The following is a 23,733-nucleotide window of genomic DNA, read 5'->3' as shown; positions in this document are numbered from 1 at the left end:
AAAATGAAAGTCATTGTAACGACAGGGCAAAAAGTTACAGAGTCTTTGATAGAAAGAGCAAAAATGATTGCTGACAAACTAAACGTACAATTTGTTTTCCGGAATAATGATTCTGTTGAATTGATAAAGAGGAGTTCTAAAGCAGATATTATAATTGTTGTAACAAAACAACGTATAGTTGCATACACTGATGAGGGTGAATTATTTTTTCATTTAAATATGGCACAGTTAAGAATTCAAAATATTGACCGCGGACAGGTTGATCATATGGCTATGGCAATGCACCTTAAAAAAGGAATGTCGGTTTTGGATTGTACATTAGGGATGGGAACTGATGCAATTGTAGCAAGTTACATTGTCGGTGTAGAAGGTAAAGTTGTAGGTGTGGAAAATTCCGAAGTTACATCATTTATCGTAAAAAATGGCTTGGAAGAATTTTGCGTTGAAAATGTTAGGTTAGAAAAAGCATTGAAACAGATTGAAGTTGTACAAGCTGATTATAATCAGTATTTACTCAGTTTGCCGGATAAAACCTTTGATGTTGTTTATTTTGATCCAATGTTTCGGCACCCATTAAAAGAAAGTGTAGCACTAAAGCCGCTACGTGCAGTTGCGGATCATCGTCCTATTGAATTACAGGCTTTAAAAGAAGCAAAGCGAGTTGCTAGAAAATACGTTGTTGTAAAAGAAAATCGTCGGAGTAAAGAGTTTGAACGATTATTCATAGAAAATATTGTTGGGGGAAAATATAGCAATATAAACTATGGTGTTATACAGGTAGGTGATGAAAATAGAAAAAGTAATTACAATTATTGGACCAACTGCTGTTGGAAAAACAAATCTTAGTATTGAACTGGCAAAAAAATTAGATACGGAAATTATTTCTGGTGATTCAATGCTAGTCTATAAAGGGTTTTCTATCGGAACAGCAAAACCAACGAGGGAAGAACAGTCTGGCATTAAACATCATTTTATTGATATACTTGAATCTGATGCAGAATTTAATGTTACACAATTTAAAGAATTAGCAGCAGCACAAATCAATGAAATTAATAAAATGGGGAAAATCCCGATTATTGCGGGTGGAACCGGATTATATGTAAAGTCTTTATTAGAAGATTATCAATTTAATGAAACCCCTGGCGATGAGAAGTATAGAATACAGTTAGAAGAACTTGCTAGACAAAAAGGAAAAGAGTATGTGCATGCTATGCTGGAAAAAGTTGACCCAGTTGCAGCGAATAGATTGCATATTAATGATTTTCGTCGTGTGATTCGCGCATTAGAAGTATATCATTTAGGTGGAGAGAGTATTTCTCAAGAAAAAGGTGTGAAGGATAATCAATTGGTATATAATGCTATGGTGATTGGATTAATGATGGAGCGTAGTCATTTATATGAACGTATTAATGAGCGAGTTGATTTGATGGTCGATGCAGGTCTGATTGATGAGGTAAAACAACTTCTTCATCGCGGCGTTTCGCCTACTTGTCAAGCAATGAAGGGAATTGGATACAAAGAAATTGTTGAATATTTGCAAGGCGAAGTATCTTTAGACTATGCGATAGAGCATATTAAAAAATCCACACGACATTTCGCAAAAAGACAATTGACATGGTTCCGGAAGATGCCATATATTCGTTGGTATAATGTAGAGAAATATACTTCCAATGAAATTGTGGAAGAAATTTACAAGGATGTGGCAGGATATTTTTTGATTAAGTAGAATACTGTTAATGCAACCATAATAAAATAGGGGGGGTTTGGGTGTGGCAGTTAAGGGCATTAATTTGCAGGACAGTTTTTTAAATCAAGTGCGTAAAGAAAATGTAGCTGTTATTATATATTTAATGAATGGCTTTCAATTAAGAGGTTTAGTAAAAGGCTTTGATAATTTTACCGTTATTATTGAAAATGATGGCAAACAGCAATTGGTATATAAACATGCTATATCAACAATTACTCCATTTAAACCGTTGAATAATAGTTATTCTCACGATAAAGAAGAATTTGAGTAAAAAATAGCTGGGCATTTATGCCCAGCTATTTTAAGGAGTTATAGAATGAAAAGTAGAGGATTTGAAATTGTTACAGAATATAAAGAAAAGAATATTCGTTTACCACAGCGTAAAACGGTAGCAAGTGCAGGCTATGATATCGAATCAGCTGTTGATATCGAATTATTTCCACATAAAGTTACTATTGTACCTACTGGAATTAAAGCATATATGAAAGAAAATGAATATTTGGGAATACATATAAGATCTGGATTTTCAATAAAGAAAAAAATATGCTTAATTAATAGTCAAGGTGTTATTGATGCTGATTATTATAATAATAAAGACAATGAAGGACATATAATGATTGCTTTTTATAATCATAATGATGAAGTCGTTCATATTGATAAAGGTGAGCGCATTGCGCAAGGTGTTTTTTATCGATATTTAACCGTGGATGATGATATATCAAATGGTGTCATCCGTAAAGGTGGAATGGGTTCAACTGGAGAAAGGTAGCAGGTGATTGCATGGACTTGTTTTCTTATTCAAATCAAAATAATTTGAATCAAACTCAACCGTTGGCAGTACGAATGAGACCTCGTGACTTTAACGAATTTATTGGTCATGAAGATATAGTCGGCAAAAATAAATTTTTACGCAAGATGATTGAAGCCGATAAGATTCCATCTATGATTCTATTTGGACCACCAGGAACGGGAAAAACGACATTGGCTCAAATGATCGCAAAAACGACAAATAGCCATTTTGAAAAAATCAATGCAGTAGCCGCAGGAATTAGCGATATTCGCAAAATTGTTGAGGCGGCGAAAGAAAGATTACATCTCTATACGCAAAGAACAATAATTTTTATTGATGAAATACATCGCTTTAATAAAGGACAACAAGATGTATTATTACCTTATGTAGAGGATGGAAGATTAATTTTAATTGGTGCGACAACGGAAAATCCATATTTTGAAGTAAATGTAGCATTATTATCGAGAGTACGTGTAGTGAAATTGAGTTTGCTTTCTAGAGAAAATATTCAAAACATTTTAAAGCAAGCATTGCAAGATAAAGAACGTGGCTTGGGAAATGAAAAATTTATTTGTGACGAAAAAGCATTGCTGCTGATCACAGAGATTTCATCTGGGGATGCAAGAGTGGCGCTTAACATTTTAGAGCAAGCGACAGCTTTGCTAGAATCTGGAGGCGTTATAAATATAGAAGTATTGCAAGAAGTTATAGGTGAAAAACTACATAGCTATGATAAAAGTGGAGATAAACATTATGATACGGTTTCTGCATTTATAAAAAGTATGCGAGGAAGTGATCCAGATGCAGCATTGCACTATTTAGCCAGAATGTTAGTTGCAGGTGAAAATATTAATTTTATTGCACGAAGAATTGCAATTTGTGCAGCAGAAGATGTTGGAAATGCGGATCCACAAGCTCTAGTAGTTGCGATGGCAACGGTACAAGCAGTGCAATTTCTCGGTATGCCGGAAGCGAGAATTCCACTTGCGCAAGCTGTAACTTATATTGCTTCAGCCCCTAAAAGTAATGCTGCTTATTTAGGTATTGATGCAGCAATTCATGACGTCAAAACAAAAAATTGTGGAGTTGTTCCGCCCCATTTGAGAGATGCACATTATAAAGGGGCAGCTAATCTTGGGGCTGGGAAGGATTATGTTTATCCGCATGATCATGTAAAACATTTCTTTTATCAACAATATTTACCTGATGAATTAAAAAATATTTTTTACTATAAGCCTACAGAGCAGGGGCAGGAAAAAGAAATGAAATTAAGATTACAGAGATTTTGGGGTACTAAATATTAATAGTATTGAATCACTTTTTGTCTTGATTACATAAGATAAAACAAGAGGTGAGGAAAATGCAACCTGTATTTAGTCTAAATGGGCAACATGTTGCTTGGCTTATTGGAAATTTCGTTTACGATAAAGTTGGGCAGCCGATTGCTTTTGTAAGTGGTGGTGGATTATATTCTAGTTCAGAAGGTTATATTGGTCAGATATTTAAAAATGGTGAAGCTTTTACTTGGCGTATTTTACATTCGAAGTAAATCGATTTATTAAGAGGTGCTACCGAATATAGTTTGATATTCGGTAGCACCTTTTTTTTTTTATGTTATAATAAAGAAGATTATTATGCATAATTATGAGAGATAATACGATAAAGTGTAGGAGAATAATTTTGAACATATATAGTGTAAGTGAAATTACAAAATATATAAAAAGGTTAATAGATGTAGAGCAGACTTTACAAACCGTTCTAATTCGAGGTGAATTATCAAATTTTAAAAAACATTATTCAGGTCATTGTTATTTCACGCTCAAAGACCAGCAGTCATCAATAAAATGTGTGATGTTTAAAAATAAAGCACAGTTTTTAAAATTTATGCCACAAGATGGCATGCAAATAGTTGTTAGTGGTTATATAACAATATTTGAGCGCGATGGACAGTATCAACTTTATGCGGATAGTCTATTTCCGGATGGTATAGGTGAACTAAGTCTTGCTTTTGCGCAATTAAAGGAAAAATTAACTATGGAAGGTTTATTTGATTCTGTACATAAAAAAATATTGCCGTATTTTCCGAAAACAATTGGTGTTATTACTTCAGCAACAGGTGCGGTTTTACGTGATATATATACTGTTTCCAAAAGGAGAAATCCACAGATTCAATTATGTTTGTATCCAGTAAAAGTTCAAGGAGATGAAGCTCCATTCGAAATCGTTCATGCAATTGCGGCTTTTAATACAAAATTTCCGGTAGATGTCATCATTGTTGGCCGTGGTGGCGGTTCAATAGAAGATTTGTGGGCATTTAATGATGAAAAAGTTGTCCGTGCAGTTTTTGAGTCAGCTATTCCTGTTGTTTCGGCTGTAGGTCATGAAACCGATTATACTTTAACTGACTTTGTTAGTGATGTACGAGCGGCCACTCCTTCGCAAGCTGCTGAGCTTATTGTGCCTGATGTTAAAGAGCTTTTGCATCGAATTCGAATTTTACGCGATAAGATGGATATAAAAGTAAAACACATCCTAAGTGAAAAGCGACATAGAATAAATTTATGTAAGCAAAAGCGTATATTGTCAAATCCGCAATTTATATTAGATAGAAAGAGAGAGTTATTAGATAAGTGTGTAGAACGAATGGGACAAGGAAAATGTAATCAATTATTACAGAAACGTCACGGCTTAGAAGTGTTATTGGAAAAACTTTTACTCTTAAACCCTTTAGCGGCGTTAAACCGTGGATATACTATAGCTAAACAAGAAAACATCTTGATAAAATCAATTAAGCAAGTGAAGAAAGATGAAAATTTAACTTTATATTTAGCAGATGGGAAAATAGATACCAAAGTAACTTGTATAGGGGAGGGAACTTTGACAAATGGCAGTTGCAAAAAATAAAAAACTATCTTTTGAAAATGCATTAAAAAATTTAGAAGAAATTGTTTCTGAATTAGAAAATGGCGAAATTAGCCTTGACGAACTGATGGATAAATATAAAGAAGGAGTATTATTATCAAATTTATGTATAGAAAAGTTAGATAATGCAGAAACTGCAATTGATAAACTATTAAAGGAAAGCAAAGGCAAAATAGTGACAGTAGATTATAAAATAAAGGCGGATGATGAGAATGTTTAAAGAATATTGTGAAAGCAAAATACCTCTTATCGAAGCTGAACTATCTACGTTACTAAAGACTGATCATAATATAGCACCTAAATTATATGATGCAATGCAGTATAGTTTATTAGCAGGAGGAAAGCGTCTAAGACCGATTTTACTTATGGCTGCCGCGGAAGCTGTAAGTGGAGAAGACGGGAAACCCTATATTAAACCTGCATGTGCTTTAGAGATGATTCATACATATTCATTGATTCATGATGATTTACCAGCGATGGACGATGATGATTATCGTCGGGGGAATTTAACGAATCATAAAGTGTTTGGTGAAGGAATTGCTATTTTAGCTGGAGATGCTTTACTTACAAATGCATTTGAGGTAGTATTGCGTCAAGAAAATGTTCCTGCGGAGCGTTTGCTAAAGGTTGTAAAAGAATTTAGTGAGGCAGCTGGTTACAATGGTATGGTTGGTGGACAGGTAATTGATTTATTGTCAGAAAATAAAAAAGTAGATATAGAAACTTTGAGATTAATGCATCAAGCGAAAACTGGAGCATTATTTCGAGCGGCAATTAGAAGTGGTGCGATTCTGGCAGGTGCAAATAAAGAAGAAATGATAGCTTTAACTGAATATGCAGAAAATTTTGGTTTGGCATTTCAAATTACTGATGATATTTTAGATGTTATTGGCGAGGCTGCAAAGATTGGTAAGCCTGTAGGAAGTGATATAAAAAATAATAAGTCGACCTATGTGACTTTATATTCTTTGGAAAAGGCTAAAGAAATGGCAAATGACGCTGTTGCATCTGCATTAGATGCATTGAAGATTTTTGGAAGAGAGGCCGAATTTTTAAGGCACGTAGTTCGTTATCTAATAACACGTGATCATTGAGGTGAAATAAATGGCTGAACTAATTTTCCAATTGATGAATAATACAATTTTATTTTCAGCTTTATTTGCATGGTTTTTGGCACAAGTGTTAAAAACTCTATTTGATTTTATTTCATCTAAGGAATTTAGTTTGGAACGAATGTTTGGATCTGGTGGAATGCCAAGTTCTCATACGGCATTGGTCGTTGGAATGACGACGGCAATTGCTATGCGTGAAGGAGCTGATTCTACGTTATTCGCAATTGCTTTTGTTTTTTCATCTGTTGTTATGTATGATGCGGCTGGAATTAGACGTGCAGCAGGAAGTCACGCGAGAGTGTTAAATCAAATAATTAAAGAATTAAAAGTAAATCATACAGTACATCAGATTACATTAAAAGAGTTGCTTGGTCATACACCAATAGAAGTTTTGGTAGGCGGATTATTAGGTTTTACCACAGCTTATGTTTTTTGTAAGATGATGTTTATCTAAATGGTTCTATGATATAATAGAAGTGTTTTGGTAGGTAGTTTCCTAAGGATGTGAGATTTTTGAATAAAATATTAGATAAAGTAGATAGTCCAAAACAACTAAAGCAACTTTCCTTAATACAGTTAAATAAGCTCGCGGGAGAAATCCGCGAGCTTATTATCCGTACAATTGCGGAAAATGGTGGACATTTAGCACCAAGTTTAGGTGTTGTAGAATTAACTTTGGCATTACATACGGTATTTGATTGTCCAGAAGATAAATTTATTTGGGATGTTGGGCATCAGTCTTATGTTCATAAGATTTTAACTGGGCGGCGGGATGCTTTTTCGACGATTCGCACACAAGGTGGTTTAAGTGGATTCCCCAAACGAAGCGAAAGTCCTTATGATAGTTTTGGTACAGGACATTCTAGCACTTCAATTTCCGCAGCTCTTGGTATGGCAATTGCTAGGGATTTATCAAAAAAAAATAATTATGTAGTTGCAGTGATTGGCGATGGCTCGATGACGGGGGGACAGGCATTTGAGGCGTTAAATCATGCGGGTGATTTAGGAAAACATCTTATTGTTATTTTAAATGATAATGAAATGTCGATTGATAAAAATGTAGGTGCTCTATCGGAGTATTTATCAACGATGCGTACAGCACCTACTTATAATAAGGTAAAACATGATTTAGAGTTCTTATTGAAAAAAATACCGACAATTGGAGAGAGTGTTGCGAAGGTTGTAGAGCGGCTAAAGGATAGTTTACGCTTTTTATTAGTTCCAGGAGAATTATTTGAAGAACTTGGGTTTAAATATGTAGGACCAATTGATGGACATAATATTGAATTGATGCGAGAAGTATTAGAAAAAGCAAAAACGATGCAAGGTCCAATTTTGATACATACCTTAACAAGGAAAGGCAAAGGCTATTTGCCAGCTGAATGTGAATCGGATAAATTTCATGGAGTTGGTCCATTCTGTATTGAAACTGGAGAGATCATAAAAAAAACTACGAATAAACCTACTTATACTTCAGTTTTTAGTAAAGTGCTTATTGAATTAGCTAAGGAAAATAAAAATATTGTAGCAATTACCGCAGCTATGCCAGAAGGAACTGGATTAAAAAAATTTGGTGAGATCTATCCAGATCGGTTTTTGGATGTTGGCATCGCGGAACAACATGCAGTCACAGTTGCAGCAGGATTAGCTTGTGAGGGAAAACAGCCAATTATTGCATTATATTCGACATTTGCACAACGTGCATATGATCAAATACTACACGATGTTTGTTTGCAAAAATTACCGGTTGTTTTTGCTTTAGATCGTGCAGGGATTGTAGGCGAAGATGGACCGACGCATCATGGTGTTTTTGATTATAGTTATTTGCGGCATATTCCTAATTTAACGATAATGGCACCAAAGGATGAAAATGAATTAAAAGATATGTTAGCAACAGCATTTTCATTAAGGACACCGGTTGTAATTCGTTATCCGCGTGGGAATGGATTGGGCGTTGAAGTAAAAACAGAATATCAGCATATTCCTGTTGGTATGAGTGAAGAAATTTCAATTGGTTCAGATGTTATGTTTTTGGCTGTTGGAGCAATGGTTGATTCATGTGTAGAAGCAGTAAATTTACTGAAAGAAAAAAATGTTTCGGCTGGTGTTATCAATGCAAGATTTATAAAACCTTTAGATGAAAGAATGATAGAAGTTTTAGCAAAAACAGTTAAATACATTGTGACAATAGAAGATAATATGTTAGCTGGTGGTTTTGGTTCAGCGGTCTTAGAAGCTTTAAATGAACGAGAATTTTGTGATACAAAAGTTTTAAGATTAGGGTATCCGGATAAATTTATTGAGCAAGGAAAACGCGAAAACTTACTTGAGTTATATAAATTAACGCCTGCACATATAGCAGCAAGAACATATGCGTTTATCAGGAATATTGAGGTGCGGTGAGAGAGTATGGCAAAAGAGCGGTTAGATGTGTTATTGGTTGAAAGAAATTTAGTTGCAAGTCGTGAAAGAGCAAAAACGTCCATTATGGCTGGGTTAGTATATGTAGATGGGCAAAAAGTAGATAAAGCTGGAACGATGGTAAAAGATACCGTAGACATTAAAGTTACAGGGGATAGCATTGGCTTTGTTAGTCGAGGCGGGCTTAAATTGGCAAAAGCAATAAAAACTTTTGCAATTGACTTAACGAATAAAATCGTGGCGGATATTGGCGCATCTACAGGTGGATTTACGGATTGTTCTTTGCAAAATGGAGCGAAAAAGGTTTTTGCGATTGATGTTGGCTATGGTCAATTGGCATGGTCATTGCGTACAGATCCACGTGTAATTAATATGGAGAGAACAAATATTAGAAATGTAACTCCAGTGGATTTAGGCGAATTATTGGATTTTGCATCTATTGATGTAGCTTTTATCTCGTTAGATAAAGTTTTACCTGTTGTTAAAACTTTATTGTTACCTAATGCTGAAGTTGTGGCATTAATTAAACCACAATTTGAAGCAGGGAGAGAAAAGGTTGGGAAAAAAGGTGTTGTAAGAGATCCAGAGATACATAAAGAAGTAATTCGTAAAATTGTAAATTTATGCAATGAAATCTCGCTTATTCCAGTAGGTTTAACTTTTTCTCCAGTTAAAGGTCCAGAGGGGAATATTGAATATTTACTTCACATAAAGCTTGAAGATAAAAATGATAGCATTGATGCAGAGGTAATAGAGAATGTAGTTAGGGATGCACACAACGGTTTATAAGGTGTGGAGGCGAGAAAAATGCTTACAATAGGTGTTATTCCTAATATAGATAAAAAAGATGTCAATATATTGTTGGCGCGAGTTGTAGAGTTTTTTTCTGATAAAGAAGTGAAAATTATTATTGAAGAAAAAGCGGCTCTAGAATTAGGTTATCCCCATTTAGCGGTGGAATCTCTATTACAAAAAGATGTTGATTTGGTACTGACATTGGGTGGGGATGGAACTTTATTAAACGCTTGTCGTGTTTTAGCAAAAAAAAATATTCCGGTTTGTGGAATTAATATTGGAAGATTAGGCTTTTTGGCGGATATTGAATTAGCTGAAATAGAAAGTAAGCTGCAAAAAATTATTGATGGTAAGTATAAAATAGAAGAACGGCTAATGCTTGATGCAATCGTTAAACGAAATGGGGCAATGACTTATGTTGGTGCTGCAATTAATGATGTCGTTGTGACTAAAGGTGGATTTTCACGGATGATACGTTTAGGACTTTCTATTGATCATTCTATATTAGCGAATTATCAAGCGGATGGTGTCATTGTTTCTACCTCTACAGGATCAACGGGATACTCCCTTTCAGCAGGGGGGCCAATTGTTCATCCGAGTTTAAAGGTTTTGCTCATCACACCTATCTGTCCACATACGTTAAATGCAAGACCGCTAATTATATCAGAAGATGAGGAAGCTCATGTTAAAATTACAGCAACACATCATGATATTGTACTTACGATTGATGGACAGGTAAGTCATGGGTTGATAAGTGAAGATGAGATCATTGTAAGAAAATCAGCGCTAGTAGCAAGAGTTGTAAAATTTGACGATTCTAATTATTATAAAACTGTTCGGACAAAATTGTGGCGGGGAGATTGAAAAGTATGCAGATCTTAAATCCTGTAAGTGTTGCGCATAAGTTAATTCAAGAGCAGGTATATCGTGCTGAGATTCTTGTTGATGCAACAGCAGGCAAAGGAAACGATACTTTATATCTTGCAGAAAATTCATTAGCGACAGCTAAAATTTATGCATTTGATATTCAAGAATTGGCATTGCGCTGCACAAAGGAAAAATTGCAGGAAAAAGGGTTAGAGCGAAAAGTAACACTTATTTTAGATAATCATGCGAATGTAAAACAATATGTATTACGAGGTGTTGATGTTGCAATTTTTAATTTGGGCTATTTACCCGGTGGAAATCATGAGCTTACGACAACGATTGATACTACAATGCCTGCAATTGAAGCAATGCTTCAATTGTTAAATGTTGGAGGTGTAGTTGCGATTACGGCATATCCCGGGCATGAGAGTGGCAAGAGAGAATATCATTATTTAATTGATTTTTTGAGTAATTTACCCGTGAAAAATTATACTGTTAGCTGTTGGTCGATGATCAATCACGCAAGTACAGCCCCAGTAGTATACTTGATTGAAAAAGTAAGGAGTTGATTTTATGAAGGCTATACGTCATGCCCGAATAAAAGAAATCATTGAAAATACGATTGTTGAAACACAAGAAGATTTAGCGGAAGCTTTGCGAAAACAGAATATTGAAGTTACGCAAGCAACTGTGTCACGAGATATTAAAGAGATGATGTTAATTAAAATTCCAACAGGCGATGGAAGGTATAGATATGCCTATCCTATAGAGAAAAATGTTATATTTTCTAAATCTCGTATGGCTAGAATGTTTCAAGACTCTGTGATTGGATTAAATTTTAGCGAAAATATTATTGTGATTAAAACATTGCCGGGAGCTGCAAATGCTGTTGCCTCTACACTTGATTATGCGAAATGGCCAGAAATTATCGGAACAGTAGCTGGTGATGATAATATATTAGTTGTTGTAAAACCAATAGATGCAGTAGCTGAAGTTCTGAAAAAACTTGAATCCTTGACAAATTAATAGGAGTAAATCATATGTTAAAAAGATTAACGGTATGGAATTTTGCTTTAATTGAGCAGATAAAGGTTGATTTTTCAGAAGGTTTAAATATTTTAACTGGTGAGACTGGGGCGGGAAAGTCGATTATTATTGATGCGCTTGGAGCGATTTTAGGCAAACGAATGTCTGTAGAATATATTCGAAATGGTATGGATTGGTTTAGGGTAGAAGCTGTCTTTGACATTTCAAATCGCATGGATATTAAAACCTTTTTAATTGAAAACGGGATAGTTGATAATGAAGAGGTTTTAATTATTAGTCGTAAAGTTTCTAAAAATGCAAAAAATACGATTATGATTAATGATTGTCAGGTAACCTTAATGTTGCTGAAACAATTTGGTGAATTACTAATTGATGTGCATGGTCAGCATGAAAATCAAACATTATTTCGGCATGAAAATCAGTTTGCTTTAGTCGATAATAACGACCTAAAAATTAAAGAACTTTTAATGCAGTATAGACAAATTTATCAAGCATGGCGTAAAGAGGTTGCAATTTTACAGAAAAAAGAAGCGGAATCAAGAGAGTATGCACAGCGGATTGACATGTTAAAATGGCAGATTGATGAGATTGCTGCGGCAAAATTAAAAGAAAATGAAGATGAGAAGTTAGAGGCAGAAATAAAAATATTAGCAAATGCAGAAAAAATTTCAGATCTGGCAAAAAAATCTTACCTATTGTTAGAGAGTGGAGACAAAGGTCATGTTGCAATAGTTCCATCACTGATAGAATTAAAGAAAAATATAGAAACAATTAGTCGTTATGATAGCCAAGTTTTAAATGCATTGAAAATGATTAATGAAGCAATTTGTCAATTAGAAGAGTGTACCTATGAGGTACGTGAATATGGCGATCAATTAGATTATAATCCAGAAAAGTTAAATAAGTTGCAAGATAGAATGGATTTAATTTATAAATTAAGAAAGAAATATGGCGCGACAATTGCAGATGTTTTGCATCATTATAATAACGCAAAACAGGAATTATTAGAAATTGAAAATTTTGATGAGATTGTTTCAAAGTTAAAATCAACTATTGATTTGCTAGAGGTCAACATGCGAAAGCTCGCGGACGAGATAAGTCAAAGGCGTCAGGCGATTGCTATACAATTAGAAAAGAGTATTCAGGAGCATTTGATGGATTTAGGAATGGCAAATGTTCATTTTAAAATTGCGGTAACGCGAAATGAAAAATTAGACTATTATGGTATAAATGATATAGAAATATTATTTTCGGCTAACTTAGGTGAGCAGTTAAAGGCTATACAAAAAGTAGCCTCTGGTGGTGAACTGTCACGCATAGCTTTAGCGATTAAAGCTGTATGTGCAGATAAAGAGGATATTGGTGTTATGATTTTTGATGAGATAGATACGGGAATTGGTGGGAAAACAGCGCAGATGGTAGCAGAAAAAATTGCTATGGTAGCAATGCATAAACAGGTTCTTTGCATTACACATTTGCCTCAAATTGCTTGTATGGCAGATTCACATTTATATATAGAAAAACAAACCTATGATGGAAAAACGATTACGAGTATTAAGTTGCTAGATGATACTGAACATTTGAATGAATTGGCGAGAATGGCATCCGGGGCAGATATCACAAAAGCGGCAATGGACAATGCCTTAGAAATGAAAAAAAATGCACAATTTAAAAAAAAATCAATGGGAAAAAGAGGCGTAATTTAAAATACGCCTCTTTTTCTATATTTCAATAAGTTTTTGGAAATATGTAGGAATAAATGCAGAATAATCTGATTCTTAACAGGAAAAATAATTTTGATAAGTAATTGATTAAGGATGGTGAACAATGAAAAATTATAAGAAACTTATTGGAATAATTTTTTCTTTAATGATTATTGCATTTTCTTTATTGCCACAATTTCGTAATATCTACGCATTACCAGAGCAAATCGTTATAATGCAAGAGGATCTAAAAGTGTTTCAAACGAACTATCCTTTTACAATGACAGTAAATAATGCGGTCAAATCCGAAGTTACAAACAAACTTGATTCTTCGTTGCAACCTGTATTTTTGGATTCAGTTAAATTAAATAGCAATATTGTAGAATTTAAATTGCTAGGTGTTATTCCAATAAAAGAGGTTGCAGTAGAGGTGATTCAACCAATTCATGTGAAGGCTGGTGGACAATCAATTGGCGTAATTTTGCATTCAGAAGGAATTATGGTAGTTGGAACATCGCCAATTATTGATGCAGGAGGGCAAAGATATTTTCCGGCAAAAGATGCAGGGATAGATGTTGGAGATATAATTATTAGTATTAATAATAAGATAATGAAAAAAGATATAGATGTGGCGGAGGCCGTTGAAGAGGCGGGGAAAAATAATATACCTTTAAAAATAGAATTTAAACATGATGCTGAAATAAAAGAAATACAAGTTCAGCCTGTATTTTGCCAACAAACAAAACGATATCGTATAGGATTGTTTGTGAGAGATAGTGCGGTTGGCGTAGGTACAATGACTTTTTATGATACAAAAAGCAATGTCTATGGAGCGTTAGGACATGTGATTGTTGATAGTGATACAAGTCAATCCATCAATTGTGAGAATGGGAAAATAGTTCAAGCATCAGTAGCTGGAATACAAAATGGAAAAGCTGGTTCGCCGGGGGAAAAAATAGGAAGATTTTTAGATGTAGAGCAATTAATGGGCACTATTGATAAAAATACTGATTTTGGTATTTATGGTAGGATAAATAAAGATGCTATTGTAGACTATTATGAGAGTGAATTGTCAGTTGCGTCAATGGCAGAAATCGAAACAGGGGCAGCTGAGATTTTAACAGTAGTTGAGGGACAAAAAATAGAAAAGTTTGCAGTAGAAATAGAAAAAATTAATATGCAGAGTTATCCTAAGGGAAAAGGGCTAGTCGTAAAAGTTGTAGATAATAATTTACTTTCAAGAACTGGGGGAATAGTGCAAGGAATGAGTGGTAGCCCGATAATCCAAAAAGGAAAAATAATAGGTGCAGTTACACATGTATTTGTTCATGATCCAACACGTGGATATGGTTGCTTTATTGACTGGATGTTAATGGAGGGCGGAATTATTCCTAAACAAAATAATGAAAAAATTCCATCCCTATTCGGATAAATTTATAGATATTAATAAAAAATGTAGGATATTTTTAAATATATAAAAAAAATGTCGGAAAATGTTGAAAAAATTGTTGTATATTTTTTACAAAAAATAGAGGGAATAAAAGGTAACTGTCGAATATACCTATTATGTTCTTATAAAGTGCAAGGAGAGGATAATAGGTGATAAAAGGAAAAATTCGTGTTGCTGTAGCTGATGATAATCGTGAGTTTGTAGGAATTATTCAGGAGTATTTGTCAGAACAACCTGATATCGAGGTTGCAGGGGTAGCTTATGATGGAGAAGAAATCTTGAAAATTATTGAAGCAGAGGAACCAGATGTCATTATACTTGACATAATCATGCCTCACCTTGACGGCATTGGTGTTTTAGAAGCTTTAAATAATTCATCGGTAAAGCGCCCAAAAATTATCATGTTGACTGCGATAGGTCAAGAAAGTATTACACAGCAAGTTGTAGAATTAGGAGCAGATTACTACATCTTAAAACCATTTAATGTTGATGTAATTGCTAGTAGGATTAGACAATTAGCTGGAACAATTACAGAGCAAAGACCTTTAGTTGTTGCGCAAGCAATAAAAGCAAGACCTATGGATATGGAAGTGACCAATATTATTCGAGAAATAGGAATTCCCGCGCATATAAAAGGATATCAGTATTTACGCGATGCAATTATGATGATTATAAATGAAGTGGAACTGCTTGGAGCAGTTACAAAGGTTTTATATCCATTAATTGCTGAAAAATACATGACAACACCAAGTCGTGTGGAAAGAGCTATCCGCCATGCAATTGAAGTTGCTTGGGGCAGAGGCAATATGGATATGATTAATAAGATTTTTGGCTATACAATTAAACTTGATAAAGGTAAGCCAACTAATTCTGAATTTATGGCAATGATTGCTGATAAATTAAGAATGGAAATGCGGGCTTAAGATAAATAAATCCTAACGATAATCGTTGGGATTTATTTATTTAGTAAAGAAATATTTGTGGACATGATAAAAAACTTTACTTATTTATTAACGTATAGTAGATTACTATATAAGGACTTATCCTATGATTCATTCGCTTACATAACGAAATCTAAGCATAAAGATTTTGCTTATCTGCTTATAAATTTTCTGCTTTTATAAGTGAGAGTTAGAGTGGTTGAGTCTTTGGAAAAATGTGAGTAGAATTAAAAATTATCTGAATTAAGCTTTAGTTTATTATTGGAGGATACGGAAATGGATGAAGATTTAAAGGAGAAATTTTTGCATTCTGAAAATGTATTTGATGGTGCATTATTAAAAGTAAAAAAAGATACTGTTGCTTTACCAAATGGGAAAAAAGCAACAAGAGAATGGATTGAGCATCCAGGAGCGGTAGCGGTTGTTCCTATATGTAATGATGGTAAGATAGCTTTGGTTAGACAATATCGATATCCAGTTGGCAAGGTTATGTTAGAAGTTCCTGCAGGAAAACTAGATAGTGGGGAGCACCCAGATGAATGTGTTATTCGAGAATTAAAAGAAGAAACAGGGTATACTGCGCAAAAAATACGTAAGTTAACATCTATTGCAACAACCCCTGGATTCTCAAATGAAATGATTCATCTTTATGTGGCAGAGAATTTGATTACAGGAAAACAATGTCCAGATGAAGATGAATTTATTCATGTTGTAAAATATACTAAAGAAGAAATAAAAAATATGATTCAAAATGGAAAAATTAATGATGCAAAAAGTATTTTGGCTCTATTATTAGCGGGTGTATAGCGTATAGTATAAGTTAATAAAGTGGACAAATTGGTCTAAACTAAATCCTCTTTGCATAAGGTGTAATAGCATTATACAAGGGGGATTTTTATGTATAATAAATTTCGGTATGTTTTCCTCGAACATTTAAAAAAAAATATTGCAAAATATTTTTTTTCTATATTGGTTTTATTAGTTGGAATTGTAATTGGTGCTATGGCAATGAAGTTTTTACCTGAACTTCAGAGATAGCGTATAGTATAAGTTAATAAAGTGGACAAATTGGTCTAAACTAAATCCTCTTTGCATAAGGTGTAATAGCATTATACAAGGGGGATTTTTATGTATAATAAATTTCGGTATGTTTTCCTCGAACATTTAAAAAAAAATATTGCAAAATATTTTTTTTCTATATTGGTTTTATTAGTTGGAATTGTAATTGGTGCTATGGCAATGAAGTTTTTACCTGAACTTCAGAGAAATGAATTAGCAGGCTATTTAAATTTATATTTAAGCAGCCTATCAGATACTTCCAAGATAAATGATAGCATGATTCTTGGTGATGTCATCATTAAGAACACAAAAACTATACTTGCTATATGGATTTTAGGATTTACGATTATAGGATTGCCGTTTGTTCTAGGAATTGTTTGTTTAAAGGGAATTGTTATTGGATTTACAGTAGGGTTCTTGGTTAATGAATATATTTATAAAGGGATTTTTTTAGCTTTAGCTGTTGTTCTCCCACATAACTTATTAAGTATTCCAATGATTTTAATAATGAGTATAGCAGCAATTAACTTCTCTCTAAACTTAATTAAAAGAAGGCAATATAAAAAAGATAATCTGGCATATTCATCTATCTTATATAGTATTATTTGCTTTATTTTGTGTATTGGAATAATTTTAAGCTCCTTATTAGAAGTTTATGTTTCCCCCGTATTTATGAGATGGATTGTCAATTTATTTTAGGAGAATGACTTATATAAAGGAGGTCTAATCTTGGTTATGTATGTAATAAATAAAAACTTTTTCATGAAAATAGGAAAAATATTTATTATTATTATTATTTTAATGATTCTTACCTGTTATGTTTTATCAAAGTTAATAGGCGATACTTCAATTTTTCAGCCTGACCAATATCAAATTCAAGATCGAAAATATCAGGAGCCTTTACGTGTTTAATTTGGTAAAATTTATTTTATTTATTTGATATATACTACAGGGGAATAGTTTTTTATGTGGAATTTATTATGTATGTAATTATTGTTTTATACTAGTAAACTAAGGTTTTATTTGTTAATTTAGAACAGCAAAATTTATTTGCAGCATAATTTTTATTGTGTATAGTGTATGAAGAGTGAAGGATGGTAATCATGGAAGGATACGTAAATGCTTTTATAAATTATTTAGCAATTGAGCGTGGATTAGCAAAAAACACTTTGGAATCCTATGGTCGTGATTTAAAGCAATTTCAAAATTATATGAACGATTTAAATTTAGAAGTTGAAAAAGATTCTAATGAGAATATGATCCAAGAATATTTAAAAAGTTTACAAACTAAAGGTCGTGCTGTGTCAACAATTTCACGAAATATTGCTGCAATTAAAGCATTTTATCAGTACCTTGTTAAAGAAAATTATTTAGAAAGTGACCCATCTCAATCATTAGATACACCTAAAGTAGAAAAAAAATTGCCTAAAATTCTTTCTGTTCATGAGGTTGAGGAATTGTTAAAACAACCAGAGATAAAATCTTCTGGAGGATTAAGAGATAAAGCGATGCTTGAGTTACTTTACGCTACCGGTATTAGAGTTTCGGAATTAATCGCATTAAACATATCTGATATAAATTTAGATATGGGGTACGTTAAATGTTATGGAAAAGGATCAAAGAATCGGATTGTTCCGCTTGGTTCCATTGCAGTAAAAGCAGTACACGATTATATTATAAAAGGAAGAATGAAAGTTGTTCGTACATATGATGAACCAGCATTATTTATTAATCATCATGGTGGTCGATTAACAAGACAAGGGTTTTGGAAAATTATAAAAAAATATGCACAAGAAGCCGGTATTACTAAAGATATTACCCCACATACGCTAAGACATTCTTTTGCAACGCATTTATTAGAAAATGGTGCAGATTTACGTTCTGTACAGGAAATGTTGGGGCATGCTGATATATCGACAACTCAATTATATACGCAAATAGTAAAAAATCCGCTCAAAGAAGTGTATGATAAATCACATCCGCGTGCATAATGAAAGTAATTGTTGTGATAGGAGTTGATGAGATTGTTTAAAAGAATTTTTGTTATCATTATGGATAGTGTAGGTATTGGAGAAGCACCAGATGCAGATAAATTTGGTGATGTCGGATCAAATACATTAGGTAATATTGCTAAAGTATGTGATGGGTTGTATTTGCCAACTTTAGAATCTTTAGGCTTGGGTTGCATCTCTAATATTAAAGGGATTAAAAATGTACAAAATCCATTGGCTAACTTTGGGAAAATGATGGAAATTTCAAAAGGAAAGGATACAACTAGCGGACATTGGGAAATTGCAGGCTGTCCATTGAAAATTTCTTTTCCTGTATATCCAAAAGGCTTTCCAGAATATTTAATCAAAAGATTTACGGAGCTAACAGGATTTCCTGTTTTAGGTAATAAAGTGGCTTCGGGTACAAAAATTATTGAAGAATTAGGGGAAGAACATGTAAAGACGGGTTATCCAATTGTATATACATCTGCAGACAGTGTATTTCAAATAGCTGCACATGAAGATGTAATTCCATTGGAAAATCTATATAATATATGTAAAATTACACGTGATAAAGTGTGCATAGGAAAAGATGCAGTGGGACGAATTATCGCCAGACCTTTCATTGGAGAAAATGGGAAATTCATTCGTACTCCTAATCGTCATGATTATAGCTTGTTACCACCAGAAAACACTGTATTAGATGAACTGAAGGAGCAAGGATATAATGTGATTGGAATTGGTAAAATCGGCGATATTTTTGCACAAAGAGGTTTAACGAAGTCAAATCCAACAAAATCAAATAAACATGGGATGGAGCTCTTAACTAGCTTAGTAAAGCAGCAAGATATTAAAGGTCTAATTATGGCCAATTTAGTAGAGTTTGATAGCCAATATGGTCATAGAAATGATGCAAAAGGTTATGCACAAGCTCTCGTAGATTTTGATGAGGAATTGAAAACCTTTTTACCCTTATTAAATACGGATGATCTCCTTATAGTTACGGCAGATCATGGCTGCGATCCGACGACACCTTCTACAGATCATAGTCGTGAATATGTTCCAATTTTAGTTTATAATAAAAATTTAACAGGAAAAAATCTAGGGACTCGTACTAGTTTTTCTGATGTAGCGGCAACAATTGCTGAAAATTTCAATCTTAAAAATTCATATGGAAAAACGTTATTAATCAAATAAAAGAAGTCATTGTTGAATCAATGACTTCTTTTATTTGATTATTTATTTCCAGTGTATAAAATTTATTGTTGGATAATCTAATATTACAAAATAGGAAAGGAGCGTTGTTTTGTGAAAAAAATAAAAAAATATACGTCATTTTTTATGGTATGTAGTTTAATTTGTTTTTTTGTAAGTAATCTTTTTATAAAAAATGTTGATGCTTCAGTTGAATTACAAGCAAAATCGGCAATTTTAATGGATGAGAACGGAAATATTCTTTTTGAGAAAAACAGTAATGAAAAATTGTCACCGGCTAGTGTAACAAAAACAATGACAATTTTATTAGCAGTAGAAGCTGTTGAGGAAAAACGTGTAAACTTAGATGATTTAGTTTCTGTAAGTGAACATGCATATCGTCAGGGTGGTTCACAGATTTGGTTAGAAACTGGCGAAAAAATGACGTTTAAAAATTTATTAATAGCGACAGCTGTTGTCAGTGCAAATGATGCTGCAATGGCAATGATGGAATATATTTATGGGGACGAAGAATCCGCAGTTTCAGCAATGAATCAACGCGCTTTAGCATTAGGATTAAAAAATACACACTTTTCAAATGTGAATGGATTACCAGTAGAAAATCATTATATGAGTGCTTATGATACGGCACTTATTGTGAAGGAAGCTGTTAAGCACGATCTGTATAGAGAGGTATCCAGCATAAAAGAATATTGGCTACGTGATGGTAAAAATTGGTTAGTTAATACGAATAAATTATTATGGTGGTATGAAGGAGCTGATGGTTTAAAGACAGGCTGGACTGAAGAGGCAAAATACTGCTTTGCTGGTACGGCAAAGCGTGATAGTTTACGATTGATATCGGTTGTTTTTGCTGCACCTGAACCTAGACAACACTTAAAAGAAAGTATGAAATTATTAGATTGGGGGTTTGCTAACTATAAAGCAATTCAAGCTATGCAAAAAAATGAAGCGATTTGTGAAACTAACGTAAGTAAAGGGGTAAAGAAGAAAATCATTTTAATTGCAAAAGACGATATAAATATTACGATAAAAAAGGAAAATAAAAATCAGTTAAGAAAAGAAGTTAAAGTTGAGGAAAATATAACTGCGCCGGTCATTGCAGGGGAAAAATATGGTGAAGTTTATCTATATGATGAAACGGTTTGTGTAGGGAGTACAGATTTACTGGCGCAAGAAAACGTGGAAAGAAAAAATTTCTTTTCTACGATAACGGATCTTGTGGAAAAATTATTATTACCATGAGAGTAATTGTTTGCTAACTTGATAAATTTATAAAATAACGGAAATGTAAAAACATTTTCGTTATTTTTTTACAATCTAGAAGGTAATTTATTCCTTTTATAGAATAAGATAGAATACTATGAAAAAGAAAAAGAGTTTGAGGAGGATAATATGGTAATAACAACGTTAATAAATAAAGGTGTATTAGTAGTGCGTGTTGATGGAGAGTTAGATATGCACGTGACAGATGATTTTCGAAACACTTTAGATAAATGTATGGATAATACAGGAATTAAAGAGGTTATATTGAATTTACAAAGAGTTGAGTTTATCGATAGTTCTGGCATTGGAGCTATTTTAGGACGATATAAAAAAATTCATTTTATGGGTGGAAGTTTATGCATAGTGGGTATCCAACCTGTTGTTATGAGGATTTTTGAATTGTCTGGGCTGTTTAAAATTATAAAAACTTATCCAACAGAAACGGATGCATTTACTTGCTTATGAGGAGGATATGATGGAGATTAAAAATCAAATTAAAATGTCTATGTATAGCTCAAGTGAAAATGTTAGTATTGCAAGATTATCAGCAGCAACTTTTTCCGCTCAAGCAGAGTTGACTTTAAGTGATATTGAAGAAATTAAAGTTGCAATTTCAGAAGCTGTATCTAATGCAATTATTCATGGGTATGGTGAAGAAAAAGGAATCGTTGAATTTTGCATGACTTTATATGAAGATAAGATTGAATATATTATAGAGGATTTTGGAAAAGGAATTGCTGATGTTGAAATGGCACGAGAACCGTCTTATTCAAGTGATCCCGAAAGAATGGGATTGGGCTTTGTTTTTATGGAATCTTTTATGGATGATTTGTCAGTATCATCAGAGTTAGGTAAAGGCACCCGTGTGAAGATGATTAGAAAAATTCAGTGCTTTTCTGCACAGTAGGTGGGCTGTGTATGTTGAGTAATGAAAAGATAATGGATTTAATTACTCAGGCTCAATCAGGAGATATAGGAGCAAAAGAAGTTTTATTGACAGAAAATTTAAATTTAGTACGAAGTATCGTCCATAGGTTTACAAATCGTGGTTATGAATGGGACGATTTATTTCAGATTGGGTGTATGGGGATGGTAAAGGCTATAGAAAGATTTGATTTATCTTTTAATGTAAAGTTTTCTACCTATGCAGTACCGATGATTATAGGTGAAATACGAAGATTTATACGTGATGACAATCCAATTAAGGTAAGTCGACCTATAAAAGATATTGCGTATAAAGTACATAAAGTTCAGGAATTTTTGAGAGGATCATTAGGGCATGAACCGACAATCCAAGAAATTGCAGAAAAATCGGAATTATCTACGCAAGAAATTATTTCTGCTTTAGACGCAATGCAGCCCATTGTTTCATTATATGAAGCTACTACAAATAATAGTGGGGATCAGTTATTGTTATTAGATCAAATCGCAAGTACAAATGATGAAATAGATTGTCTTGAGAAAATAACACTAAATGAGGTAATAGACCGATTATCTGAAAAAGAGCGGTATGTAATAAGAATGCGTTTTTATGAAGATAAAACACAATCGGAAATCGCCAACCAAATTGGTCTGTCACAAGTTCAAATATCAAGAATTGAAAAGCAAGCATTAAAAAAAATTAAGAACTTTTTATAGATCTCGTAAGAGATCTATTTTTATTTTGTGAGTATAAAAAATGATTAAAAGAAGAAAATACATATGAAGTTTATTAATATTGGAGGTTTGATATAAATGGTAGTAAAAGTTATTGAATTGGTTGGTAGCTCCAAAAATAATTGGACAGAAGCGGTTGACAATGCTGTACATGAAGCAGCAAAAACGATTCATTATATTGTAGGTGTAGAAGTAACGAATTTTACTGCAAACATAAATGAAGGCGAAATTGTAGAATATCGCGCTAATGTAAAGTTGGCATTTAAAGTGAAGTGATTAATATGAAAAAGTTATCAAAGAATGAAATGCAAAAGCAATACCAAAATAAAGTAGATGGAATTGTTCCTAAACCACCAGTGATGAAAAATATATTATGGGCATTTTGTGTCGGAGGATTGATTTGTTGCATTGGACAAGTTGTTCAAAATTATTTTTTAGATGGAGGTTTAATCAAAAAGGATGCTGCTGCTGCTACTTCTTCTGTGATGGTTTTTTTAGGTGCTTTTTTAACGGGTATTGGTATATATGACGAAATTGGGAAAAGAGCTGGGGCAGGTTCTGTTGTGCCTATAACAGGATTTGCAAATTCTATTGTATCTTGTGCAATGGAATTTAAGCGGGAGGGATTTGTTTTTGGCATTGGAGCTAAGATGTTTGTCATTGCTGGTCCTGTAATTGTATATGGATTAGTTATGGCCTTTATTGTAGGTTTGATTCGATGGTTTAGAGTTTTTTGGTGAGCTAGTTAAGA

30 protein-coding genes are annotated in these 23,733 nt (G+C 33.3%); all 30 read left to right on the top strand.

Annotated features, from left to right (window positions below; all coding sequences use genetic code 11):
• The first annotated feature begins 3 nt into the window (after positions 1-3).
• Complete coding sequence (locus P3F81_RS07020; protein WP_147669090.1) at positions 4-846, top strand: class I SAM-dependent methyltransferase; 843 nt, start codon at positions 4-6, stop codon at positions 844-846.
• Complete coding sequence (miaA, locus tag P3F81_RS07015; protein ID WP_147669069.1) at positions 785-1,726, top strand: tRNA (adenosine(37)-N6)-dimethylallyltransferase MiaA; 942 nt, start codon at positions 785-787, stop codon at positions 1,724-1,726. The genes P3F81_RS07020 and miaA overlap by 62 nt, the downstream gene beginning before the upstream one ends.
• A gap of 43 nt (positions 1,727-1,769) precedes the next feature.
• Positions 1,770-2,018, top strand: coding sequence for an RNA chaperone Hfq (hfq, locus tag P3F81_RS07010; RefSeq protein ID WP_147669067.1), 249 nt, complete (start codon positions 1,770-1,772; stop codon positions 2,016-2,018).
• A 45-nt stretch (positions 2,019-2,063) separates the two neighbouring features.
• Positions 2,064-2,516, top strand: a complete 453-nt coding sequence (gene dut / locus P3F81_RS07005) for a dUTP diphosphatase (protein WP_147669064.1) — start codon at positions 2,064-2,066, stop codon at positions 2,514-2,516.
• A gap of 11 nt (positions 2,517-2,527) precedes the next feature.
• Entirely contained in the window at positions 2,528-3,841 is a 1,314-nt protein-coding gene (locus P3F81_RS07000; RefSeq protein ID WP_147669061.1) for a replication-associated recombination protein A, read from the top strand.
• A gap of 56 nt (positions 3,842-3,897) precedes the next feature.
• Positions 3,898-4,086: a 4-fold beta flower protein gene (locus P3F81_RS06995; protein ID WP_147669058.1), complete on the top strand. Its 189-nt coding sequence runs from the start codon at positions 3,898-3,900 to the stop codon at positions 4,084-4,086.
• A 131-nt stretch (positions 4,087-4,217) separates the two neighbouring features.
• Complete coding sequence (gene xseA, locus P3F81_RS06990; protein ID WP_147669055.1) at positions 4,218-5,441, top strand: exodeoxyribonuclease VII large subunit; 1,224 nt, start codon at positions 4,218-4,220, stop codon at positions 5,439-5,441.
• Entirely contained in the window at positions 5,422-5,679 is a 258-nt protein-coding gene (gene xseB, locus P3F81_RS06985; RefSeq protein ID WP_147669052.1) for an exodeoxyribonuclease VII small subunit, read from the top strand. Before xseA ends, xseB begins: the two co-directional genes overlap by 20 nt.
• A complete protein-coding gene (locus tag P3F81_RS06980) occupies positions 5,672-6,553 on the top strand; it encodes a polyprenyl synthetase family protein (RefSeq protein ID WP_147669049.1) in 882 nt (293 codons plus the stop codon). Before xseB ends, P3F81_RS06980 begins: the two co-directional genes overlap by 8 nt.
• Before the next feature lie 10 nt (positions 6,554-6,563).
• Positions 6,564-7,025, top strand: coding sequence for a divergent PAP2 family protein (locus tag P3F81_RS06975; protein WP_147669046.1), 462 nt, complete (start codon positions 6,564-6,566; stop codon positions 7,023-7,025).
• 59 nt (positions 7,026-7,084) lie between these two features.
• Positions 7,085-8,974, top strand: a complete 1,890-nt coding sequence (dxs, locus tag P3F81_RS06970; protein ID WP_147669043.1) for a 1-deoxy-D-xylulose-5-phosphate synthase — start codon at positions 7,085-7,087, stop codon at positions 8,972-8,974.
• A gap of 6 nt (positions 8,975-8,980) precedes the next feature.
• On the top strand, positions 8,981-9,781 hold the full coding sequence (locus P3F81_RS06965; RefSeq protein WP_147669040.1) for a TlyA family RNA methyltransferase: 801 nt from the start codon (positions 8,981-8,983) through the stop codon (positions 9,779-9,781).
• 18 nt (positions 9,782-9,799) lie between these two features.
• Positions 9,800-10,651, top strand: coding sequence for an NAD(+)/NADH kinase (locus P3F81_RS06960; protein WP_147669037.1), 852 nt, complete (start codon positions 9,800-9,802; stop codon positions 10,649-10,651).
• Positions 10,652-10,656: 5 nt separating this feature from the next.
• Complete coding sequence (gene mnmM / locus P3F81_RS06955) at positions 10,657-11,223, top strand: tRNA 5-(aminomethyl)-2-thiouridylate-methyltransferase MnmM (protein ID WP_147669034.1); 567 nt, start codon at positions 10,657-10,659, stop codon at positions 11,221-11,223.
• A gap of 4 nt (positions 11,224-11,227) precedes the next feature.
• A complete protein-coding gene (argR, locus tag P3F81_RS06950) occupies positions 11,228-11,680 on the top strand; it encodes an arginine repressor (protein ID WP_147669031.1) in 453 nt (150 codons plus the stop codon).
• 14 nt (positions 11,681-11,694) lie between these two features.
• The gene (gene recN / locus P3F81_RS06945) at positions 11,695-13,407 is read left to right on the top strand and encodes a DNA repair protein RecN (RefSeq protein ID WP_147669028.1); all 1,713 of its coding nucleotides are present in this window, start codon (positions 11,695-11,697) and stop codon (positions 13,405-13,407) included.
• A gap of 121 nt (positions 13,408-13,528) precedes the next feature.
• The gene (gene spoIVB, locus P3F81_RS06940) at positions 13,529-14,836 is read left to right on the top strand and encodes a SpoIVB peptidase (RefSeq protein ID WP_147669025.1); all 1,308 of its coding nucleotides are present in this window, start codon (positions 13,529-13,531) and stop codon (positions 14,834-14,836) included.
• A 167-nt stretch (positions 14,837-15,003) separates the two neighbouring features.
• Entirely contained in the window at positions 15,004-15,777 is a 774-nt protein-coding gene (spo0A, locus tag P3F81_RS06935; protein WP_147669021.1) for a sporulation transcription factor Spo0A, read from the top strand.
• Between the two features lie 294 nt (positions 15,778-16,071).
• On the top strand, positions 16,072-16,602 hold the full coding sequence (locus P3F81_RS06930) for an NUDIX domain-containing protein (protein ID WP_147669018.1): 531 nt from the start codon (positions 16,072-16,074) through the stop codon (positions 16,600-16,602).
• A gap of 90 nt (positions 16,603-16,692) precedes the next feature.
• Complete coding sequence (locus P3F81_RS06925) at positions 16,693-16,833, top strand: hypothetical protein (protein ID WP_309320205.1); 141 nt, start codon at positions 16,693-16,695, stop codon at positions 16,831-16,833.
• A 90-nt stretch (positions 16,834-16,923) separates the two neighbouring features.
• Positions 16,924-17,553 carry a stage II sporulation protein M gene (spoIIM, locus tag P3F81_RS06920; RefSeq protein ID WP_147669015.1) on the top strand — a complete coding sequence of 210 codons (630 nt, stop codon included), beginning with the start codon at positions 16,924-16,926 and terminating at the stop codon, positions 17,551-17,553.
• Between the two features lie 30 nt (positions 17,554-17,583).
• The gene (locus P3F81_RS06915; protein WP_147669012.1) at positions 17,584-17,766 is read left to right on the top strand and encodes a hypothetical protein; all 183 of its coding nucleotides are present in this window, start codon (positions 17,584-17,586) and stop codon (positions 17,764-17,766) included.
• 191 nt (positions 17,767-17,957) lie between these two features.
• Positions 17,958-18,845: a site-specific tyrosine recombinase XerD gene (xerD, locus tag P3F81_RS06910; protein WP_147669009.1), complete on the top strand. Its 888-nt coding sequence runs from the start codon at positions 17,958-17,960 to the stop codon at positions 18,843-18,845.
• Between the two features lie 27 nt (positions 18,846-18,872).
• Positions 18,873-20,042, top strand: coding sequence for a phosphopentomutase (locus P3F81_RS06905; RefSeq protein WP_147669006.1), 1,170 nt, complete (start codon positions 18,873-18,875; stop codon positions 20,040-20,042).
• 111 nt (positions 20,043-20,153) lie between these two features.
• Positions 20,154-21,305, top strand: coding sequence for a D-alanyl-D-alanine carboxypeptidase family protein (locus P3F81_RS06900; protein ID WP_309320203.1), 1,152 nt, complete (start codon positions 20,154-20,156; stop codon positions 21,303-21,305).
• Positions 21,306-21,455: 150 nt separating this feature from the next.
• Positions 21,456-21,791 carry an anti-sigma F factor antagonist gene (gene spoIIAA, locus P3F81_RS06895; RefSeq protein ID WP_147669004.1) on the top strand — a complete coding sequence of 112 codons (336 nt, stop codon included), beginning with the start codon at positions 21,456-21,458 and terminating at the stop codon, positions 21,789-21,791.
• Between the two features lie 10 nt (positions 21,792-21,801).
• Positions 21,802-22,233: an anti-sigma F factor gene (spoIIAB, locus tag P3F81_RS06890; protein WP_147669001.1), complete on the top strand. Its 432-nt coding sequence runs from the start codon at positions 21,802-21,804 to the stop codon at positions 22,231-22,233.
• 11 nt (positions 22,234-22,244) lie between these two features.
• A complete protein-coding gene (locus P3F81_RS06885) occupies positions 22,245-22,964 on the top strand; it encodes a SigF/SigG family RNA polymerase sporulation sigma factor (RefSeq protein WP_147668998.1) in 720 nt (239 codons plus the stop codon).
• Positions 22,965-23,060: 96 nt separating this feature from the next.
• Positions 23,061-23,258 carry a dodecin family protein gene (locus P3F81_RS06880; protein WP_147668995.1) on the top strand — a complete coding sequence of 66 codons (198 nt, stop codon included), beginning with the start codon at positions 23,061-23,063 and terminating at the stop codon, positions 23,256-23,258.
• Positions 23,259-23,263: 5 nt separating this feature from the next.
• Entirely contained in the window at positions 23,264-23,722 is a 459-nt protein-coding gene (gene spoVAC, locus P3F81_RS06875; RefSeq protein ID WP_147668992.1) for a stage V sporulation protein AC, read from the top strand.
• The last annotated feature ends 11 nt before the right edge of the window (positions 23,723-23,733 follow it).

Origin of the sequence: Selenobaculum gibii, from assembly GCF_030273445.1 — a bacterium.
Lineage (GTDB): Bacteria > Bacillota > Negativicutes > ICN-92133 > ICN-92133 > Selenobaculum > Selenobaculum gibii.
Note: the sequence above shows the minus strand (reverse complement) of the source record. Positions and strands in the feature narration are given on the sequence as shown.

Excerpts from the sequence above, each read along its gene's own strand:
- P3F81_RS07020 (WP_147669090.1), top strand. The coding sequence starts at position 4 with ATGAAAGTCATTGTAACGACAGGGCAAAAAGTTACAGAGTCTTTGATA.
- miaA (WP_147669069.1), top strand. The coding sequence starts at position 785 with ATGAAAATAGAAAAAGTAATTACAATTATTGGACCAACTGCTGTTGGA.
- dut (WP_147669064.1), top strand. The coding sequence starts at position 2,064 with ATGAAAAGTAGAGGATTTGAAATTGTTACAGAATATAAAGAAAAGAAT.
- P3F81_RS07000 (WP_147669061.1), top strand. The coding sequence starts at position 2,528 with ATGGACTTGTTTTCTTATTCAAATCAAAATAATTTGAATCAAACTCAA.
- P3F81_RS06995 (WP_147669058.1), top strand. The coding sequence starts at position 3,898 with ATGCAACCTGTATTTAGTCTAAATGGGCAACATGTTGCTTGGCTTATT.
- xseB (WP_147669052.1), top strand. The coding sequence starts at position 5,422 with ATGGCAGTTGCAAAAAATAAAAAACTATCTTTTGAAAATGCATTAAAA.
- P3F81_RS06980 (WP_147669049.1), top strand. The coding sequence starts at position 5,672 with ATGTTTAAAGAATATTGTGAAAGCAAAATACCTCTTATCGAAGCTGAA.
- P3F81_RS06975 (WP_147669046.1), top strand. The coding sequence starts at position 6,564 with ATGGCTGAACTAATTTTCCAATTGATGAATAATACAATTTTATTTTCA.
- P3F81_RS06965 (WP_147669040.1), top strand. The coding sequence starts at position 8,981 with ATGGCAAAAGAGCGGTTAGATGTGTTATTGGTTGAAAGAAATTTAGTT.
- P3F81_RS06960 (WP_147669037.1), top strand. The coding sequence starts at position 9,800 with ATGCTTACAATAGGTGTTATTCCTAATATAGATAAAAAAGATGTCAAT.
- mnmM (WP_147669034.1), top strand. The coding sequence starts at position 10,657 with ATGCAGATCTTAAATCCTGTAAGTGTTGCGCATAAGTTAATTCAAGAG.
- argR (WP_147669031.1), top strand. The coding sequence starts at position 11,228 with ATGAAGGCTATACGTCATGCCCGAATAAAAGAAATCATTGAAAATACG.
- recN (WP_147669028.1), top strand. The coding sequence starts at position 11,695 with ATGTTAAAAAGATTAACGGTATGGAATTTTGCTTTAATTGAGCAGATA.
- spoIVB (WP_147669025.1), top strand. The coding sequence starts at position 13,529 with ATGAAAAATTATAAGAAACTTATTGGAATAATTTTTTCTTTAATGATT.
- P3F81_RS06930 (WP_147669018.1), top strand. The coding sequence starts at position 16,072 with ATGGATGAAGATTTAAAGGAGAAATTTTTGCATTCTGAAAATGTATTT.
- P3F81_RS06925 (WP_309320205.1), top strand. The coding sequence starts at position 16,693 with ATGTATAATAAATTTCGGTATGTTTTCCTCGAACATTTAAAAAAAAAT.
- spoIIM (WP_147669015.1), top strand. The coding sequence starts at position 16,924 with ATGTATAATAAATTTCGGTATGTTTTCCTCGAACATTTAAAAAAAAAT.
- xerD (WP_147669009.1), top strand. The coding sequence starts at position 17,958 with ATGGAAGGATACGTAAATGCTTTTATAAATTATTTAGCAATTGAGCGT.
- P3F81_RS06905 (WP_147669006.1), top strand. The coding sequence starts at position 18,873 with ATGAGATTGTTTAAAAGAATTTTTGTTATCATTATGGATAGTGTAGGT.
- spoIIAA (WP_147669004.1), top strand. The coding sequence starts at position 21,456 with ATGGTAATAACAACGTTAATAAATAAAGGTGTATTAGTAGTGCGTGTT.
- spoIIAB (WP_147669001.1), top strand. The coding sequence starts at position 21,802 with ATGGAGATTAAAAATCAAATTAAAATGTCTATGTATAGCTCAAGTGAA.
- P3F81_RS06885 (WP_147668998.1), top strand. The coding sequence starts at position 22,245 with ATGTTGAGTAATGAAAAGATAATGGATTTAATTACTCAGGCTCAATCA.
- P3F81_RS06880 (WP_147668995.1), top strand. The coding sequence starts at position 23,061 with ATGGTAGTAAAAGTTATTGAATTGGTTGGTAGCTCCAAAAATAATTGG.
- spoVAC (WP_147668992.1), top strand. The coding sequence starts at position 23,264 with ATGAAAAAGTTATCAAAGAATGAAATGCAAAAGCAATACCAAAATAAA.